The 16540-nt window shown below is 65.2% G+C and carries 17 protein-coding genes, 1 tRNA gene and 1 pseudogene; 11 read left to right on the top strand and 8 right to left on the bottom strand.

What is annotated here, in order from left to right; translation table 11 throughout:
* The first annotated feature begins 54 nt into the window (after window positions 1–54).
* From C5B90_RS08785 to C5B90_RS08800, 4 genes are read left to right on the top strand one after another with little or no spacing between them, the layout of a single operon-like run.
* A complete protein-coding gene (locus C5B90_RS08785) occupies window positions 55–993 on the top strand; it encodes a branched-chain amino acid ABC transporter permease (protein ID WP_172795825.1) in 939 nt (312 codons plus the stop codon).
* A complete protein-coding gene (locus C5B90_RS08790) occupies window positions 990–2357 on the top strand; it encodes a branched-chain amino acid ABC transporter permease (RefSeq protein WP_115880822.1) in 1368 nt (455 codons plus the stop codon). Before C5B90_RS08785 ends, C5B90_RS08790 begins: the two co-directional genes overlap by 4 nt.
* On the top strand, window positions 2350–3213 hold the full coding sequence (locus tag C5B90_RS08795) for an ABC transporter ATP-binding protein (RefSeq protein WP_115880824.1): 864 nt from the start codon (window positions 2350–2352) through the stop codon (window positions 3211–3213). Before C5B90_RS08790 ends, C5B90_RS08795 begins: the two co-directional genes overlap by 8 nt.
* Complete coding sequence (locus tag C5B90_RS08800) at window positions 3210–3971, top strand: ABC transporter ATP-binding protein (RefSeq protein ID WP_115880826.1); 762 nt, start codon at window positions 3210–3212, stop codon at window positions 3969–3971. The genes C5B90_RS08795 and C5B90_RS08800 overlap by 4 nt, the downstream gene beginning before the upstream one ends.
* A 34-nt stretch (window positions 3972–4005) precedes the next feature.
* Here the strand turns inward: C5B90_RS08800 and C5B90_RS08805 are convergent, their stop codons facing one another.
* Both C5B90_RS08805 and C5B90_RS08810 read right to left on the bottom strand, forming a co-directional pair.
* Window positions 4006–4197, bottom strand: coding sequence for a hypothetical protein (locus tag C5B90_RS08805; RefSeq protein WP_115880828.1), 192 nt, complete (start codon window positions 4195–4197; stop codon window positions 4006–4008).
* 122 nt (window positions 4198–4319) lie between these two features.
* Entirely contained in the window at window positions 4320–5633 is a 1314-nt protein-coding gene (locus C5B90_RS08810; protein ID WP_115880830.1) for an ABC transporter substrate-binding protein, read from the bottom strand.
* Between the two features lie 186 nt (window positions 5634–5819).
* Here C5B90_RS08810 and udk point away from each other — a divergent pair, with 186 nt between their 5' ends.
* Window positions 5820–6515: a uridine kinase gene (gene udk / locus C5B90_RS08815; RefSeq protein ID WP_115880832.1), complete on the top strand. Its 696-nt coding sequence runs from the start codon at window positions 5820–5822 to the stop codon at window positions 6513–6515.
* A 36-nt stretch (window positions 6516–6551) separates the two neighbouring features.
* Here udk and C5B90_RS08820 read toward each other — a convergent pair whose 3' ends face one another.
* Complete coding sequence (locus tag C5B90_RS08820) at window positions 6552–6872, bottom strand: DUF5785 family protein (protein WP_115880834.1); 321 nt, start codon at window positions 6870–6872, stop codon at window positions 6552–6554.
* 150 nt (window positions 6873–7022) lie between these two features.
* Here C5B90_RS08820 and C5B90_RS08825 point away from each other — a divergent pair, with 150 nt between their 5' ends.
* Window positions 7023–7754 carry a GNAT family N-acetyltransferase gene (locus C5B90_RS08825; RefSeq protein WP_115880836.1) on the top strand — a complete coding sequence of 244 codons (732 nt, stop codon included), beginning with the start codon at window positions 7023–7025 and terminating at the stop codon, window positions 7752–7754.
* 277 nt (window positions 7755–8031) lie between these two features.
* Here the strand turns inward: C5B90_RS08825 and C5B90_RS08830 are convergent.
* From C5B90_RS08830 to C5B90_RS08850, 5 genes are all read right to left on the bottom strand, one after another.
* Window positions 8032–8115: transfer RNA gene (locus C5B90_RS08830), tRNA-Ser, on the bottom strand.
* A 46-nt stretch (window positions 8116–8161) separates the two neighbouring features.
* On the bottom strand, window positions 8162–8917 hold the full coding sequence (locus C5B90_RS08835) for a hypothetical protein (protein ID WP_042661764.1): 756 nt from the start codon (window positions 8915–8917) through the stop codon (window positions 8162–8164).
* A 96-nt stretch (window positions 8918–9013) separates the two neighbouring features.
* Window positions 9014–9649 carry a uracil-DNA glycosylase family protein gene (locus tag C5B90_RS08840; protein ID WP_115880838.1) on the bottom strand — a complete coding sequence of 212 codons (636 nt, stop codon included), beginning with the start codon at window positions 9647–9649 and terminating at the stop codon, window positions 9014–9016.
* A gap of 247 nt (window positions 9650–9896) precedes the next feature.
* Complete coding sequence (locus C5B90_RS08845; protein WP_115880840.1) at window positions 9897–10220, bottom strand: hypothetical protein; 324 nt, start codon at window positions 10218–10220, stop codon at window positions 9897–9899.
* Window positions 10217–11257, bottom strand: coding sequence for an Mrp/NBP35 family ATP-binding protein (locus C5B90_RS08850; RefSeq protein WP_115880841.1), 1041 nt, complete (start codon window positions 11255–11257; stop codon window positions 10217–10219). The genes C5B90_RS08845 and C5B90_RS08850 overlap by 4 nt, the downstream gene beginning before the upstream one ends.
* A gap of 121 nt (window positions 11258–11378) precedes the next feature.
* On the opposite strand from C5B90_RS08850, the pseudogene C5B90_RS21030 reads away from it, so the two are divergent.
* The 5 genes and pseudogenes from C5B90_RS21030 to C5B90_RS08870 all read left to right on the top strand — a co-directional run.
* Window positions 11379–11675: pseudogene (locus tag C5B90_RS21030) on the top strand (hypothetical protein); the annotation flags it as partial.
* A gap of 9 nt (window positions 11676–11684) precedes the next feature.
* Window positions 11685–12749 carry a PQQ-binding-like beta-propeller repeat protein gene (locus C5B90_RS08855; protein WP_233512021.1) on the top strand — a complete coding sequence of 355 codons (1065 nt, stop codon included), beginning with the start codon at window positions 11685–11687 and terminating at the stop codon, window positions 12747–12749.
* Window positions 12750–12825: 76 nt separating this feature from the next.
* Window positions 12826–13785 carry a GTP 3',8-cyclase MoaA gene (gene moaA, locus C5B90_RS08860; protein ID WP_115880844.1) on the top strand — a complete coding sequence of 320 codons (960 nt, stop codon included), beginning with the start codon at window positions 12826–12828 and terminating at the stop codon, window positions 13783–13785.
* A 54-nt stretch (window positions 13786–13839) separates the two neighbouring features.
* Window positions 13840–14724, top strand: a complete 885-nt coding sequence (locus C5B90_RS08865) for a universal stress protein (protein ID WP_115880846.1) — start codon at window positions 13840–13842, stop codon at window positions 14722–14724.
* A 174-nt stretch (window positions 14725–14898) separates the two neighbouring features.
* Window positions 14899–16524 carry a COG1361 S-layer family protein gene (locus C5B90_RS08870; protein ID WP_115880848.1) on the top strand — a complete coding sequence of 542 codons (1626 nt, stop codon included), beginning with the start codon at window positions 14899–14901 and terminating at the stop codon, window positions 16522–16524.
* The last annotated feature ends 16 nt before the right edge of the window (window positions 16525–16540 follow it).

Consider the following 16540-nt stretch of genomic DNA (forward strand, 5'->3'; position numbering starts at 1 on the left):
GCAACAGGGCAGACGCAGTTTGCCGACATTGGCACGCTGGTCTGGGATGGTCTGATGCGGGGGCTCGTAATCGGCCTCGCGGGCATCGGGTTGTCGATGACGTACAGCATTCTAAACTTCGCTAATTTCTCGCACGGCGACTACATCACAGCGGGGGCCTTCTCGGGGTGGGCGACGACGTACCTCATCGCCGGACTCGGACGCGCCGACATCGGCGCGCTCCTGCTCGTCGGGGCCGGGGGGTCGGTCTACGGCGGGACGCTCGGCATCGGGATGCTCTCGACGCCGCTCGCGGTCGTCGCCGGCATCGTCGTCTCCGGCGCGTTCGCTATCGCGCTGTCGCTCGCGGTCGACCGCACCATCTTCAAACCGATTCGGAACGAGGACGGCATCACCCTCCTCATCACGAGTATCGGCGTCGCGTTCGCGCTGCGTTACCTGATGCAGTTCGTCTTCGGCTCTGACGTGCGCGGGACGACCGCTCAGCCGCCGTCGGTGTCGCTGTACTTCATCGACGGTACGGTCTTCATCAACGCCCACGACATCACGCTTCTCGTGGTCGCCTCGGCGCTGATGCTCGGGGTTCACGTGCTCTTACAGCGGACGAAACTCGGCAAGGCGATGCGCGCGATGGCCGACAACAAGGACCTCGCGCTCATTACCGGTATCTCGACCGAGCGCGTCGTCCGCGCGACGTGGATTATCGGCGGCGGGCTGACCGGCGTCGCGGGGTACATGTTCATCCTCTGGAAAGGGACGCTCGGGTTCAACGACGGGTGGCTCCTCTTGCTTCTCATCTTCGCCGCGGTCATCCTCGGCGGCATCGGTTCCATCTACGGGGCCATCGCTGGTGGCCTCGTCATCGGACTGACGGCGTCGATGTCGGTCCTGTGGATTCCCTCGGCGTTCTCGCGGGCCGCGGCCTTCGTCGTCATGATCGTCATTCTCCTCGTGAAACCGTCCGGGCTGTTCAGCGGGAGGGCGACCGCATGAGCGTCCGCGACGACTTCACCGCCCGCATCCCGGGCGGCGACGCGGGCCTCATCGTACTGGTCCTCCTCGGGACGTACCTCGCGTACGTCCTCGCGGGGTTCGTTCTGGGATACACGCTCCGCGGTCAACTCAACTCCATCGCGACGCTGACGTTCTACATCGGCGTCTTCGCCATGCTGTCGCTCGCGCTCAATCTCCATTGGGGGTACACCGGGCTGTTCAACATCGGTATCGTCGGCTTCATGGCCGTCGGCGTCTACGTCACGGCAATCGTGACGAAGCCGACGTACGTCGCCGGCGGCGCGGCGCAGGTCGGCGGCCTCGGCCTGCCGCTTTGGGTGGGCATCCTCGCCGGCATGACCGCGGCCGCGCTGTTGGGACTCGTGGTCGCGCTCCCGGCGCTTCGGTTGCGGGCAGACTACTTGGCTATTGTCACCATCGCTATGTCGGAAATCGTCCGTTTCAGCTTCCTCTCCGGCGAAATACAGCAGTTCCAGCTGTTCGGTAACCGCGTCGGCTTCGGCGGCGGGTCGGGTCTCATCCTCGACTTCGCTCCGCCGCTGGAGGCGCTGCTTCGCGGCGTCGGTCTCTGGAATGGGTATCTCGGCTTCGTCGACGCCTTCCAAGTCCTCGTGCCGAGGAACCCCAAGCCGGTCGTCGACGGCCTCGTCTACGGGCTGTTGCTCCTCGGGTTCGTCGCGGGCTTCTACTGGCTACTCAAGCGTACCGGCGAATCGCCGTTCGGTCGCGTGCTGAAGGCCATCCGCGAGGACGAGGACGTCGCGAACGCCCTCGGCAAGAACACCGACCGGTTCAAAATCAAGTCGTTCATGCTCGGCTGTGCGCTCATGGGACTCGCCGGCATCCTCTGGCTCGTCCCGCAGGGCGCGGTGACGCCCAACTTCTTCCGGCCGCGCGTGACGTTCTTCATTTGGATTGCGCTCATCATCGGCGGGGCCGGTTCGAACACGGGGAGCGTCCTCGGGGGTGCCGTCTTCGCAGCGGTGCTCTACCAGGGGCCGCGCTACTTCCAGAACCTCGTGTCGGCGGTGTTCCCCAACCTCGACTCGCCATCCGGCTTCGGACAGGCGATTTCACCGCTCATCTCGCAGTTCGACCCCGTGCCGTTCCTCCTGTACACGGTCGACAGCATCCGGCAACTCCAGTTGGTCGTGATGGGCCTCGTGCTCATCTGGCTGATGCACAACCGGCCGGAGGGGATGCTCGGCTACCGCAAGGAGACCGCGTCCGTCATCCCGCTGTCGCGGCCGAAGTCGATGGCCAACGACGGCGGCAGCGACGACTCGGTCCGCACCGACGGCGGCGTCGATGCCCCGGCTCAGGGAGGTGAGACCGATGAGTGACGCCGCGGACCAGCCGGTCGAAGACGTAGCGAACAAGGTCGACGAGGGGGCGCTCGGCGCGTTCGCCTCCGGCGTCGAGACGTCGGTCGACTACCCGCTCCAGGTCGAAGGTCTGGAGAAGTCCTTCGGTGGCATCACCGCCGTCGACGGGGCCAGCTTCGAGGTCGAAGCCGGGTCACTCACGGGTCTCATTGGCCCCAACGGGGCCGGCAAGTCGACGACGTTCAACCTCATCACGGGCATGCTCAAGCCCGACGCCGGCACGGTCACGTTCAACGGCGAGGACATCACCGGCGAGGAGCCGTACGAAATCGCGAACCGCGGGATGGTTCGGACGTTCCAAATCGCCCGCGAACTGAGCGAGATGACCGTCCTCGAGAACATGATGCTGGCGCCGAAACACCAGCGCGGCGAGACGCTGTGGCGCTCCGTCATGCCGGGCGTCCGCGACGACGTCCGCGAACAGGAAGAGGAACTGCTCGAACGCGTCTGGGAGGTGCTCGACTTCTTCGACATCGCCCACATCGCAGAGGAGTACGCGGGCAACCTCTCCGGCGGGCAGCGCAAACTGCTCGAGATGGCGCGGGCGCTTCTGACCGACCCCGACATGCTGCTCTTGGACGAGCCGTTCGCCGGGGTCAACCCCACACTCGAGAAGAAACTGCTCGAACACGTACACGAACTCCGCGAGCAGGGCTACACGTTCCTGCTCGTCGAACACGACATGGACCTCATCATGAACAACTGTGAACACGTCATCGTCCTCCACCAGGGCTCGGTGCTCACGGAGGGGACGCCGGACGAGATTCGGAGCAACGAAGAGGTCATCGAGGCCTACCTCGGGGGCAACGTATGAGCGTCGACGCTAACACCGACGCGACGAGCGGCGCGGGCGTCGAGGGGCGCGACGACGTACTTCTGCGCGTCCGCAACCTCGACGCCGGCTACGGCGACCTCCAGATTCTCACCGACGTCGACATGGACGTGTTCGACGGCGAGTACGTCACCATCGTCGGGCCGAACGGGGCCGGCAAGTCGACGACGATGAAATCGGTCTTCGGGCTGACCGCCCACATGGGCGGGACGGTCCAGTTCAAAGACGAGGACATCACCGGGCGCCGACCCGAGGACATCATCCACGTCGGCATCGGCTACGTCCCGCAGAACGACAACATCTTCCCGACGCTGACGGTCGAAGAGAACCTCGAGATGGGCGCGTACATTCTCGACGAGGTGCCGCAGGACGCCATGGAGGCGGTCTACGAGCGGTTCCCCATCCTCAGAGAGCGGAAAGACCAGAAGGCGGGCACCATGTCCGGCGGGCAACAGCAGATGCTCGCGATGGGTCGTGCGCTCATGCTCGATCCCGACCTCCTGCTCTTAGACGAGCCGTCGGCGGGGCTCGCGCCCGACCTCGTCGAGGAGATGTTCGACAAAATCGACGAAATCAACGAGGCCGGCACGGCCATCCTGATGGTCGAACAGAACGCGAAGGAGGCGCTCCGGCGCTGTGACCGCGGCTACGTCCTCGCCAACGGACAGAACCGCTACATGGACACCGGCACCGCGCTTCTCGAAGACGAACAGGTTCGGCAGGACTTCCTCGGCGGATAGTCCGTCCCGACGGTCCACGCTATTTTTTCGGCGCTCACTCGCAGACGGACTCGAACGACTCGACCGAGAGACTGCCGTCTCTACTGTCGCCGACGCCGTCGTCGCTGCCATCGTCGTCGCCATCATCGTCACCGTCTGAACCGCCGCCGAGCGTCGCCGTCGCGTTCGCGTTCCAGCAGTCACACGCCGCGTAGGAGGCCTTCGAGAGGAGGCCGCAGCGCTTCATCGACGCATAGCTGTCAGCGGTCGTATGAGTGACTTGTGTCGGTCAAGTTGTGTGCGACTCCCGGAGTGCGGCCGCTCGCGTCGGCGGCGACGAAGAAAAAAATCGGGTCTGTCGGGTCGGTCTTAGCTGTCCGGGCCGGAGAGCGCCGTCTCGATGACGGAGGAGTACGACGACTCGCCGATGTTGAACGCGACCTGGTTGTACACTTCGCCGTCGAACGAGTCGCTGAACACGTTCGAGAAGCGCTCCGAGAGCTGCTGGCCGTAGTCGTTGTTGACGTACAGCGTCGAGACCGAACTGACTTCGAGGCGCTCGGCCATGACCTGCGCCATGACGCGGCCCTGCAGGAAGTCGGACGGTGCAGTCCGGAAGATGAAGTCGTTGTCTTCGAGGTTCGAGACGGACAGCGCCGTCGAGGACGGCGAGCAACCGACGATCTCGTTCGGGATGAACGCCTGCTGTGAGACGGGGACGTTCACGCCGGACGACGCGGAGCCACAGACGGACGGAACGCCCGCGGAGACGAGCGACTGCGCGGCGGAGACACCGGCGTCCGGTGACGTTTGGGTGTCTTCGATTTGCGCGTTAACGGAGAGTCCGGCCGGGTTGGCATCGTTGACCTGCATGACCGGAATCTGTGCGGCCTGAATCATCGGCGCACCGACGGCCGCGAGGTCGCCGGTCTCGGGCAGCAGGATGCCGACCGACATCTCGCGGTCGGAACCGCCCGGACCGCTGTCCGCGGACGGGCCGTTCCCGTCGGGGTTCTCGCCGGCGAAGGACTGCGTCTCGACGCTCGACGTGGCGTTGTTCTCGGCGTCGAACTCCCAGATGGCGTACGCGGCTTCCGCCGGGTCGCCGTTCTCGTCGAAGTTGACGGACGAGGACGCGCCTTGGTAGTCGATGTCTTCTCCGTTCGCGGCCGCCTCGACGCCCTCGACGAGGTTGTCTGGTCCGACGGTCATCCCGCCGGGGTTCGCCATCCGGCGCATCTGGTCTTTGATGGCCGGGCCGGAGTTCTCCCCGGCGGCGGCGTTCGCGAGAAGCTGAATCGCGACCGAGTCGTACGTCTGTGACGTGAAGACACCGGGTGCCGCGCCGTACTCGTCTTGGAACAGCTGATTGAACGTGTCTTGGTTCGGACCGCCCGCCGCGGGTGCCGTCCCGGTCACGTTCGCCATGTCGTTGCCGACCTGCCCGGGCATCGAGCCGGAGCGCATCCCGTCGGGCACGAGTATCTCCTCGCTCCCGTCGGACGCGCTGTAGTAGTCACGGAACAGTTGAATGCCGCTTTCGGGGTAGCCGATGACGACGATCCCCTCGGGACCGCCGCCACCGCCGCCGCCACCGATGCATCCGGATAAGCCAGTCAAGCCTGCCGCGCCCGCGGCTCCCACTCCCTTGAGGAAGTCGCGGCGTACGATATCACGTACCATGTGAAAGGCAATGGCAACTCCCGCTTATAAAATTTACTCCCTGAGTTTGAAAAGCCATGATAATTGCGACCGACGGCGGTGCGAGAATCGGCTGTGTGGGAACGTCAGACAACGTTCTTTATATACACTCGCGTCGGAGCCGGTGAATCGCTGCGTTCAAACCCGTTCGCGGGCGTCTTTGGGACAATGACTATCCCGTCGTTCGTTATCGGTATCGCGGGGGGGAGCGGTGCCGGGAAAACCACCGTGGCCCGACTCATCACGGAGAACGTCGGCGAGTCCGTGACGCGGATTCCGATTGACAACTACTACAAAGACCAGAGTCACTTGGAGATGGACGAACGCGAGCAGGTGAACTACGACCACCCCTCGGCGTTCGAGTGGGACCTCCTGTACGAACAGCTCTCGGAGCTATTGGAGGGGAGAGCCGTCGAGATGCCGCAGTACGACTTCGAGATACACAACCGGAAGCCCGAGCGGAACACCGTCGAACCGACCGACGTCATCATCCTCGAAGGAATTCTCGCGCTCTACGACGAGGACGTAAACGAGATGCTCGACCTCCGGCTCTACGTGGAGACCGACGCCGACGTTCGCATCCTCCGGCGCATCCAGCGCGACGCCATCGACCGCGGACGCGACCTTCAGGGCGTCATCGACCAGTACCTCTCGACGGTCAAGCCGATGCACGAGCAGTTCATCGAGCCGACGAAGAAGCACGCGGACCTCATCATTCCCGAGGGGGCCAACAGCGTCGCCGTCACGCTGCTCGAAGAGAAAGTCCAAGCGGAAGTCGAAGGCGACGAAACGCGCACCTGGGAGCGCGACGCTATCGAACGGAAAGTCCAAGAGCGGACCTCGTCCCGCGGGCCCGACAACTAACGCGGCGTCGCGGGTCGAAAATCGGGGCCTCGAAGCTTACGCCTTCTTGCCGGTGACGAACTGCGCTGCGCCCTCGTAGAACCAGAAGTCGTTTTCGCGCATCGCCTTGCCGACTGCCTTGTGCAGTTCGATGAAGTCGCCGAACTCCTCGCCTTCGACGTGCTCGAAGATGTCCGCGAGCGAGACGACGCGTTCGTAGTCGAGTCGGATGGGGTGGTCGCCGAACTCTTCGACGAACTCCGCTTTGTTCAGCGGGAAGTCCTCGTCTTCGTCGACCTTCTTCGCGATGACTGCCTGGCCGTACTTGCGTCCGCCTTCGCTCCCCTCTTCGCCGTCCGGGTCGTGTGGCCAATCCATACCCGAGTGTTGGCAGGCCGATTCAAAGCCGTTACGCATCTGTGGGGATTTGTCACGCGGTCCGTCGCTGTCGGGTCGGCTGCGAGTTTTGTGTCGCATGCTACCGATGAACAAGAAATATACGCGTGGCACGCCATCATACTGGGAGTCATGCAAGCGACCGAGCGCCCGACGTTCGAATCCGAGGCGAGCAAGGTCATCTACGAGTACGTCGAGCGGCACGGCACCGCCAAGCGAAACGTCCTTCTCGACGTCGCGCCGGTGTCGTCCGACGAGTTCCGAATCGAACTCGACCGTCTGAAGTCCCGCGGCTATCTGGAGGAAGACGGCGGCACGCTCCAGTTGGCGCTCGACGTGGGCACTATCGAGGAACACGAGACCGACGCCGGCATCATCACCATCCGGCCCGCTCGCCCGCGCGACTTCGAGGGCCTCCTCGACGCGATTCGAGACGTGACGGCCGAAGAGACGTACGTCGTCGCCGAGACCATCGCCGAGCAACTGCTCTACGAGGAGACGATTACCCGCCACAATCAGGTGCAGTCCCGCGTGTTCTTCGTCGCCACCATCGGTGAGGAGGTCGTCGGCTGGACGCACCTCGACCTCCCGCAGATGTCGCGCATCCGCGAGACGGCCCAACAGACCGTCGGTGTCAAGGAGGACTACCGCGGGTCGGGCATCGGCAGTCTCCTCCTGCAACGCGGCCTCGACTGGGCCGAAGCCAACGGCTTCCGGAAAGTGTACAACAGCGTTCCGATGACGAACGACCGCGCGCTGGAGTTCCTCGGCGACCACGACTGGGAGACCGAAGCCATCCGCAGGGACCACTACACCATCGGCGACGAGCACGTCGACGAAGTGATGATGGCGTACCGGTTCTGACCGGGACGCGGGCTGTCGGTCGCTTTTTGCTGGGTCGTTGGTGTCGCTTGGAGCGGATGCGATGGGACTGGGAATCGACGCTCACGCCGGCGAGCACACGCTGCGCGGTGCTCGCCGAGTTGTTCGCGTCAGAATGCGGTGGGACTGGGATTTGAACCCCACTCGCTCCGCTCACGTCGTTCGCTCCGCTCCCTGCTTCAAATCCCAGCCCGTCTCAGCGTCACACGTTCACCGGAGACGCGCAGCTAAACCTGCGCGTCTCGGTTCTCTGAGAATGCGGTGGGACTGGGATTTGAACCCAGGATTCCGTGAGGAAACCTGCTTTCAAGGCAGGCGCGTTAGGCCACTCCGCCATCCCACCTTCGCACGACAGTTTCGAGTCGGATACCTAAGTGTTGTCGCTTCGCTCAGTCGCGGACGAGTTCCAACACGCCGTCGGTCGATTCGACTCGAAGCCCCTTCTCGAAGACGAACGTCGTCGTGTGCTCGGGGACGAGGCGCTCGGATTCGACCCGCGAGCGGAGCATCGGCACGACCGTGGCGAGGTCCGCGCCGGTTTCGAGGACAGGGAGCATCGGGACGTAGTCGAGGCCGTGGCCCGCGTCGTCGGCGCGCTCGGCGAGCGTCTCGACTTCCGGCTCCGCGTAGGCGTCGGTGAAGTCGATGGGGTCGAGGAAGCCCGAGAAGTAGACGCGCCCTTCCGTCGAGGGGCCGAGAACGACCGGCGTGCTCCGTAGTTTCATCGCCGCGCTGTCGATGTGGGTACGCCCGAGAAGCGGCGCGACCGGGCGGACGACGGCGACCGAGTGGACCTCCTCCTCGTTGAGGAGGTGCGAGACGGTGTTGCCCGCGCGGGCGGAGAACGACGACCCGACCTGCGGTTCGAACCGCGCGTCGTCGGTGCCGCCGAGGGCGTCGGCAACGACGCTCCGAATCTCGGCCTCCGAGTCGTGGTCCCCGGCGAACTCGTCGGGGATGTCGTCCTCGGTTCGGTAGTTGACGAGGAGGTCGCCGCCCGACCGCTCGACGGCGATACAGACGTCTTTGAGCATCGCGGCGTAGAGCTCCGCGGCTTCGGCTTCGGTGAGTGGACTCGTCTCCGCGAGTTCCGAAAGCACCAGTCCCGGCCGCGGCGGTTCGGCGAGTACGGCGATGACCGTCATACCCTCCCCTCGCGCCGGGGAACCCTTGAACCCGCCGCTTGTGGCCCGTCGAATCGAGGGCCGGCGGAGACGGGACGCTCCGCGTGTCGTCCCGTCTCAGCGACTCTGCCGACCCTTCGTCTGCCGGTAGTCCCGGCCGAACACCGACTCGCGGACGTGTTCGACAAACGCTTCGGCGTCTGCGTCGGTCAGGCGCTCCGGCTCCTTTATCGGGACGAGTTCGAAGCCGCGGCCGCGGATGGTCGTCGCGTGCTCCGCGTCGACGTCGAAGCTGTCGGCCGCGCGCGTGGTGTAGTCGAACGCGAGCGCCTCCAGTGCGGCCTGTCCGACGGGGACGATGATGTGCGGGTTTATCATCCGAATCTCCGCGTTCAGGTAGGGCTCGCAGGTCGCAACCTCGTTATCGGTCGGCCCGCGTTCGGGGTGGCGACAGCGCGTGAGGTACGTGAAAAAGACGTTCTGCACGTCCGGTTCGTCGGCGTCCGGGTCGGACCGAGCAAACCCGAGATCGCCGAGGATGCGCTGGACGCGCCGGCCGGCCTCGTCGCCGGTGAAGGGGACGCCCGTCCGCTCCGCGGCCGCGGTCGGAGCCTCGCCGACGAACAGGAACTCCGCGCCCACGTCGCCGTAGCCGTGGACGACCTGCTCGCGCGTCTCGCAGAGCGCCGAGCAGTTCGTGCAGTCGGTGTCCATCGAGAAGGGGTTCCGGAACTGGCGTTGGTGTGCGTCCACACCCTCGAATTCGGCTCCGGGACCAAAACCCGCCCGGTCCGCGCAGATAATCGAGTCGCACCCTCGCTGACGGGGTCATCCGAGCCGGCGAGTGCGTGGTGAAAGTGAACACAGGGCGAATCGGAGGAGACGCAGGTGAAGACGGCGCAGTCGTGCGAATCGCGGAATCGTGAAAAGCGGAAGTGAACTGAGCGGTGGCGAACGCGAGTCGGACGGTCGGCGGTGATTCGGCGGCCGGGAAGTCAGGTCAGCGGTCGATGCCGCCCTGCGCCTTGATATCCATGATGTGGCGGACGTTCAGGTAAATCTCCTCGGGCGAGGTGTCGCCGTCGGGGTCGTAGAGGTCGCTGACGCGGTAGAGGATGGCCGACACCTGCCGGCTCTCGGAGGACTCGCCGTAGATGTCGTCGGCGATGTCGCGGAGAAACGCGACGCGCTCGGGGTCCGCGGGGAAGTCGGCGTCCGAGTCCGGGGCCATCTCCCAGTCGACCTCGTCGGAGTCCGCGTCGGCGTCTGGGTTCGGGTTCGCATCCGCATTGGCGTCCCCGTCGAGTCGTCCGTCGTCGCTCATCGCTCGCTGACGGTCCGCCGCTGGACGACGCCGACCATGTCGGCGATGTTCTCGGTCATCACGCGGAACGCGTCGGCCGTCTCGTCGTCGTCTTCGAGGACGATGGGCTTGCCGCCGTCGCCGCCCTCGCGGACGGCCGGGTCGAGCGGGAGCGCCCCGAGGAACGGCAGGTCGTTCGACGCGGCGAACTCGCGGCCGCCGCCCGCACCGAAGATGTCGTGGCGGTTCCCGCAGTCGGGACACCGGAACGTGCTCATGTTCTCGACGATTCCGAGGACGTTCGTGTCGTGCTTGCCGAACATCCGAAGTCCCTTGTTTGCGTCGTCGAGGGCGACGTTCTGCGGCGTCGTGACGATGACCGCGCCCGTGAGGGGGAGCGTCTGGAGGATGGACAGTTGGGTGTCGCCCGTGCCCGGCGGCAGGTCAAGGACGAGGTAGTCGAGACTGCCCCACTCCACGTCCTCGACCAGTTGGGTGAGAAGCTGGTGGACCATCGGACCGCGCCAGATGACTGGGTCGTCGTCGCCGACGAGGAAGGCCATCGACATGAGCTTCATCCCGTACTTCTCCGGCGGGACGATGGTCTGGTCTTGGGTCGCCTGCGGCGCTTCCTCGGCGGCGACCATCCGCGGGACGTTCGGCCCGTAGATGTCGGCGTCGAACAGGCCGACGCGCGCGCCGAGTTTCGAGAGGCCCGCCGCGAGGTTCACGGCGACCGTCGACTTCCCGACCCCGCCCTTCCCGGAGGCGACGGCGATGATGTTCTTCACGCCGGGGAGGACTTCCTCGTCGGGGTCGCGGTCGTTCGGAATCTTGGCGGTGAGGTCGGCCTCCAGTCCGTCCTCGGCGAGGACCTCGCGGATTCGACGGCCGATGTCCGTCTCCGCCGGGGAGTACGGGGCACCGAGCGCGAGCGAGATGCGGGCGGTGTCGCCGTCGACCTCGACGGCGTTCACCAGTCCGAGCGAGACGATGTCGTCTCCGAGTTCGGGGTCCTCGACCGCACGCAAGCGGTCGCGTACGTCGGCTTCGTCCATGTCCGTCACTCCGGCGGTGCGGCCGATAAGAGTTTTGTAAGGACCGGTCGGGGATGGCTACCGAGACGGTGGCGACGACCGCACCCGAAGACGTTTAAATTCTGTTTGGGAACAAACATTAGTGCCCTCTCCTCACGGTCCTTGTTCTGACAGACGAGCCTTCTCTAGACGCCGACTCCTCGCAGCGCTCGGAACCGGCGCGACGGTTTCACTCGCGGGGTGTTCGGCGACGAATCGTCGCACGACTGTCTCCGGGTCGTGGCAGACGCGCGGGTACGACCCCGCTCGTACCGGCGCGCCTGAAGACGTATCTGGACCGGAACCCCCACTTAAGCGGCGATGGAAGGCCGACTTCGTCGGTGACTGGAATCAATCTTCACCGGTCGTCGCCGGTGACACCGTCTACCTCGGGTCGATGACCGGAGGAATGTCTGGAAGGGAGACCGAAACCTACCTCAACGCCTTCGACGCCAGTACTGGCGAGGGTCGGTGGACGCGGTCCATAGAGCAACACACCCCGAAATACAACAGTTCGTACGCCGACTCCCTCACCGCGAGTGACGACGGCCTCTTCATCCAGACGTTCCGGGGCTTACGTGCCCTTGACTTCGACGGCACCGAACGATGGAAATTCGAGAATACCGGTCCTCGATTTCTCGCAGATACCTGCCACCCGGCCATCACCGACGGCGTCGTTTACACCGGAACCTACGGGTCGACACGAGTTCGGGATGAAGACGACGAGTACAGCGGCTCAGAAGGTCTGTTCGCTCTCGACGCCTCAGACGGGAGTCTCCTGTGGGAGTACAGACCGGACGAGTACGCGACCGACCTGACGTTCAGTCCGACTGTCGCCGGTGGAACGGTCTATCTCTGCTTTCTCGGACGCGCTATCGTCGCACTCGACACCGCCGACGGCGAGGTGCAGTGGACGAGAGCGGTTCCTGCGGACACGCCCGCAACCGTGCGAAACGGAACGGCGTACGTCGCAACGCAAGTCTTCCACGAGCGTGACGACACGTATGAGTACAGACTGTACGCGTTAGACGCCGAAACCGGCGAGACAGTATGGGACCGACCCGTCGGTGGTGCGTGGTCGTCACGGGGAATCTCACACGACGGGTCTGCGCTCTATCTCTCGAGTGACCGCTACCTGCTGTCGCTCGATGCCGAGACCGGTGAGGTGCGGTGGCGTGCCTTCGGCGATGCGAGCGACTGGTCCGAGATTGGATGGTTCGACGACGACCACGCACCGATTTCCGGCTGGGGCGTCCCCGTCGTTATCGATGATGTGGTCTACGCGGGCGACGGTGAATACGGAACGCTCGTCGCACTCGACAGTGAGACAGGTGAACTCCTCGATGCCGCACCGAAACGACGATGGGGAGCGAGCGGCACAGAAGGTTCGCCTGCAGTCGCAGACGGTGTCGCGTTCTACACGACACCGCACTTCCTCCACGCCGTCGACACGAACGTCTTCGAGTTTTGGTGAGTTGTAACTAATATTAGTTACCCTGTCCCGGTCATCGACAGCGAATTTATCAACGTACGCTCCCAGAATTCGGTATATGGTGCTGGTGGACGACTTTGGCCGCGAGGTAACCGGCGTTCGAATCTCTCTGACCGACCGGTGTAACTTCGACTGCGTCTACTGCCACAACGAGGGGCTAGGCGACACGCGCGGGCCGATGGACCCTGCCGACGAGGAGATGAGTACCGATGACGTGGTCCGGTTTCTCGAAGTCGTCGAGGAGTACGGCGTCGAGAAGGTGAAGTTCACCGGCGGCGAACCGATGCTTCGCTCGGACCTCGAAGAGATTATCCGCCGGACGCCCGACTCGATGGAGACCTCGCTCACCACGAACGGGACGTTCCTCGGCGACCGCGCCGAGGACCTCGTCGCGGCCGGACTCGACCGCGTGAACGTCTCGCAGGACGCCCTCGACCCCGAGGCGTTCGCTCAAATCACCAAGTCCGGCGCGTACGACAAGGTGATGGAAGGCGTCAAGGCCGCGGTCGACGCCGGCCTCACGCCCGTGAAGCTCAACATGGTCGTGTTCACGAAGACCGCGGGCCACGTCGAGGAGATGGTCGAGTACGTCGCCGAAAACGAGGGGCTACAGCTCCAACTCATCCAGTACATGCCCGAACTGACGGGCCGCCCGGAGTGGAACATCGACATCGAACGGGTCCACCGGTGGCTGGCCGACCTCGCCGACGAGGTGGAAGTTCGCGACATGCACCACCGCCGCCGCTACTACGTCGGCGAGGGGATGGTCGAAATCGTCGACCCCGTGGAGAACCCCGAGTTCTGCGCCAACTGCCATCGCGTGCGCGTAACACACCAAGGTTACCTCAAGGGCTGTCTCAACCGCAACGACGACCTCCGTCCGATGGGTGAGATGACGCGAGAAGAAATCCGCGAGACGTTCGAGGCTGTCGTCGCCAACCGCGTGCCGTACTACGGCGAGTACCTCGTCCGCGACGACGACGGCTGGACCATCAACGAAGAGTACATCGGGGCCTGAACGGCGGCCGTCCCGACGCACGAGCTTTTGTCCTCCGGGAACCTCTCGGGGCGCATGACTGTCACCGTCGAGCGAGTGGTCCTCGCGACGGACGGAAGCGAACCCGCGGGAACTGCCGCGACCCACGCGCTGTTTCTCGCTCGCGTCCTCGACGCGCCGCTTCACGTCGTCTCCGCGACCGGCACGTCGCCGGCGGCCGCCGAGACCGCCGCACCGTCCGCAAGCGCCGCCTTCGAAGCGGAGGAGGCCGTCGGCGCGGTCGTCCGTCGTGCGCTCCTCGCGGACGTCCGCGCGACCTCGGAAGTCGCCGAGGGTCCGGCCGCGGTCGTCGTGGAGCGCGCCGTCGGCGAGGGGGATCTGCTCGTCATCGGGCGGCGCGGACAGACCGGTTCCGGTCGGTTCCTCGTCGGGGCGGTCGCAGAGCGGCTTCTCGGCGCGCCGCCGGTCCCGACGCTCGCGGTTCCGGCGGCGGCGACCGACCCAGACTACCGGACGGTTGCGCTTCTCGCGGACGGTGAGTCGTCGTCGGGGTCGGCTGCGCCGCTCGCCCGCCGCATCGCCGCGGCGACCCGCGCGACGCTCCAACCGCTCGCCATCGTAGACGGCCGCGATGCCGCAATCGCGTCGACGGAGCGCCTCCGAGCGCTCGAAGCTGAGGCCCGAGACCGACTGAACGGCGTCGTCGCCGCGGCCGCGAGAGACGCTGTCGAGTCCGGCGGAACCGTCCGAACCGGCGAGTACGCGGCCGAACTGCTGGCGCACGTCGAACGGGTGGGGGCCGACGTGGTCGTCGTCGGCGGTGGGAGGCCCGGCGGCGAGAGCCGGCGACCCCGGCGCACGGAACACCGCGCCGGTGGGGTCGTCGCCAGTCGAGTCGTCCGCCACGCGGGAGTTCCGGTCCTCGTCGTCCCGAGCGTGAGTGACAGTGTAAAACGCTGAACTAGTTTTTAGAAGTTCCATTCAATTTATACGTCCCCACTACTCAGGGTAGCGTGTTGATTGTACGTTCAGTCAGCCGGCGTTCGGCGTGGACGTACGACTGCGTTCGTCTCTCCCCCATCCCCACCGGCGGACGCGATTCAACATCCGAACCCCACCACCCCTCTACACTCCATGAAACTCTCACGTGCACTCGTGGTCTTGCTGGTCGTCTTGGTCGCCGTACCGAGCCCAGCGATGGCCGGCATCGTCGGTGAACCGAACCTTCAGGCGTACGCGCCGAGCAACAAACTCGTTCCCGGGCAGGAGACCTCCCTGAACGTCGTCGTGACTAACTACGGCGGTGACAGCGAATACCGGAAGTTCTCCTCGTCGGAGAGTTCGGGAACGCTGAGCGACCAGCAGCGCTCGGCGCTCGAAGCCCAGGTCAAATCGACGCGGAACGTCAGGCTCACACTCGAATCCGGTGACGCGCCGGTCGAGGTGAACACCGCGACACTCCCGGTCGGCGACATCCCGCACGCGACCCAGCGGGACGCCTCGTTCTCCGTCTCAGTCAAGGAGAACGCCACGCCGGGGACCTACGAGATGACGCTCGTCGCGAAGTACGAACACGACTCGTCCGTCCGCGACGACGGTGACGTGCAGAACGAAGAGGAGAAGACCGAAGAGATTCCCGTCACTGTCGTCGTCGAGCAGGCCCCGCGCTTCGAGGTCGTCTCCGTGAACACGACCGCCCAGGTCGGCGGCAGCGGGACGACCACCGTCACGATGCGCAACGTCGGGTCGCTCCCCGCGTTCGACTCGTCCGTCACCGCGACCTCGCAGAACCCCTCGATAACGTTCGGTCAGTCCGCCTCCGCGACCCGGTACGCCGGCTCGTGGGGCGTCAACGAGACGCGCCAACTCGAATACGAGACGAGCGTCGCGTCCTCCGCCGCCGTCCAGCAGTACGCCCTCTCGCTCGGCGTGAGCTACGAGGACGAAGACGGCGTCGCCAAGCAGTCGAAGAATATCGCCACCGGCGTGAGGCCGGTGGCCGAACAGGAGTTCTCCATCGACGCCGAGCAGTCGACGCTCCGCGTCGGCCGCGAGACCACCGTCAGCGGGACGCTCACGAACGACGGCCCGCAGACGGCTCGCGACGCCGTGCTCACTATCTCCTCGAAGTCGCCGAACACGAACATCAAGGAGACCGAGTACGCGCTCGGCACCCTCGGAGTCGGCGAGTCTTCGGACTTCTCGTTCTCGGTCGAAGTGACCGACTCCGCGGACGCCGGCCAGCGGCAACTGAGCTACACGGTCGAGTACCGCAACTCCGAGGGCGACACCCAGCAGTCGAAGGAACTCCTGATGAACGCCGAGGTGAAACCCAAGCAGAACCTCTTCGGCGTGACCGTAAAGAACGGGAGCATCGAGGCGGGCGACTCGCAGACCGTCACGCTCGTCGTGACCAACAACGGCGATGAGACCTACCGCAACATCGACGCCAAGGCCTTCGCCGACAGCCCGCTGACGCTTAACGACGACACCGCGTTCATCCAAGAGCTCGGCCCCGGCGAGTCGACCGAGATTCCCCTCGAACTGAGCGTCGGTTCCTCGGCCAACCCGAAGGCCTACTCCTTCGACATCGACTTCCAGTACGAAAACGAGGACGGCGAGCGCAAACTCTCCGACCAGTATCCGGTCGCTATCGACGTCACCGAAGCGAGTGGCGGCGGCGGCCTCTCGATGCCCCTCGTCGGCGGTCTCGTCGTCGTCGGACTCGGCGTCGTCGGCTTCCTCTGGTACCGCCGCTAACCGCCCCACTTTCCCC

It is taken from the genome of Haloferax sp. Atlit-12N (assembly GCF_003383095.1).
Classification (GTDB): Archaea; Halobacteriota; Halobacteria; order Halobacteriales; family Haloferacaceae; genus Haloferax.

Coding starts and splice junctions, on each gene's coding strand:
- C5B90_RS08785 (WP_172795825.1), top strand. CDS start 55: ATGCGGGGGCTCGTAATCGGCCTCGCGGGCATCGGGTTGTCGATGACG.
- C5B90_RS08790 (WP_115880822.1), top strand. CDS start 990: ATGAGCGTCCGCGACGACTTCACCGCCCGCATCCCGGGCGGCGACGCG.
- C5B90_RS08795 (WP_115880824.1), top strand. CDS start 2,350: ATGAGTGACGCCGCGGACCAGCCGGTCGAAGACGTAGCGAACAAGGTC.
- C5B90_RS08800 (WP_115880826.1), top strand. CDS start 3,210: ATGAGCGTCGACGCTAACACCGACGCGACGAGCGGCGCGGGCGTCGAG.
- C5B90_RS08805 (WP_115880828.1), bottom strand. CDS start 4,197: ATGAAGCGCTGCGGCCTCCTCTCGAAGGCCTCCTACGCGGCGTGTGAC.
- C5B90_RS08810 (WP_115880830.1), bottom strand. CDS start 5,633: ATGGTACGTGATATCGTACGCCGCGACTTCCTCAAGGGAGTGGGAGCC.
- udk (WP_115880832.1), top strand. CDS start 5,820: ATGACTATCCCGTCGTTCGTTATCGGTATCGCGGGGGGGAGCGGTGCC.
- C5B90_RS08820 (WP_115880834.1), bottom strand. CDS start 6,872: ATGGATTGGCCACACGACCCGGACGGCGAAGAGGGGAGCGAAGGCGGA.
- C5B90_RS08825 (WP_115880836.1), top strand. CDS start 7,023: ATGCAAGCGACCGAGCGCCCGACGTTCGAATCCGAGGCGAGCAAGGTC.
- C5B90_RS08835 (WP_042661764.1), bottom strand. CDS start 8,917: ATGACGGTCATCGCCGTACTCGCCGAACCGCCGCGGCCGGGACTGGTG.
- C5B90_RS08845 (WP_115880840.1), bottom strand. CDS start 10,220: ATGAGCGACGACGGACGACTCGACGGGGACGCCAATGCGGATGCGAAC.
- C5B90_RS08850 (WP_115880841.1), bottom strand. CDS start 11,257: ATGGACGAAGCCGACGTACGCGACCGCTTGCGTGCGGTCGAGGACCCC.
- C5B90_RS08855 (WP_233512021.1), top strand. CDS start 11,685: ATGTCTGGAAGGGAGACCGAAACCTACCTCAACGCCTTCGACGCCAGT.
- moaA (WP_115880844.1), top strand. CDS start 12,826: ATGGTGCTGGTGGACGACTTTGGCCGCGAGGTAACCGGCGTTCGAATC.
- C5B90_RS08865 (WP_115880846.1), top strand. CDS start 13,840: ATGACTGTCACCGTCGAGCGAGTGGTCCTCGCGACGGACGGAAGCGAA.
- C5B90_RS08870 (WP_115880848.1), top strand. CDS start 14,899: ATGAAACTCTCACGTGCACTCGTGGTCTTGCTGGTCGTCTTGGTCGCC.